The organism is bacterium, from assembly GCA_026414725.1.
GTDB lineage: Bacteria > Ratteibacteria > UBA8468 > B48-G9 > JAFGKM01 > JAAYXZ01.
In genome coordinates this window covers 1-518 of the sequence record JAOAIL010000074.1, presented here as the reverse complement: position 1 = coordinate 518, position 518 = coordinate 1, and the positions used below count along the sequence as shown (strand labels likewise).

Here is a 518-nt window from a genome sequence, read left to right as displayed (position 1 = left end):
TCACTTTATACAGAAGAGATGTATGTAGAGGATGCGCCGAAGGCGTATAAGAAACTGGATGAAAACAGAGAGATACTTAAAATTTTACTTAAATGGGAGGGTTGATGGAACTATTTTGTTTTTTTCTCCTGCTTCATAGAGTGAATACCAATACCTCCGATTATCAAAACGAAAACCAGTACACCTATCAAGAAAATATTGAGACCTGTCATAATTCCTCCTTCATTAAAACAGTTGCTATCCAGAAACAAGCAATAAAGATAAAAATTCCTAATATAAAAGTAAAAATGTTAATAGATTTGCCTATTAGTTGTCCAATCACAAGTCCTGTGAGTGTAAATTTACCCACATCATATAATGCCCTTGCTAGTTCTTTTCTCTGGTTTTTATCAAGTTTGTATTTTACCTTTTAATTTTGGGAAAGTAAACAAAAAGGAGGATAGATGAAATATACAAGTTCGCCATGGGGGTTTAGGTTCTGGGATTTTGAGAGGTACTGTGATTTTATGAAGAAGATT

General features: G+C 33.4%; 1 protein-coding gene. It reads right to left on the bottom strand.

Annotated features, from left to right (window positions below; all coding sequences use genetic code 11):
- Positions 1–208: 208 nt before the first annotated feature.
- Positions 209–349: a hypothetical protein gene (locus tag N3D17_07940; GenBank protein MCX8083291.1), complete on the bottom strand. Its 141-nt coding sequence runs from the start codon at positions 347–349 to the stop codon at positions 209–211.
- Positions 350–518: the final 169 nt, after the last annotated feature.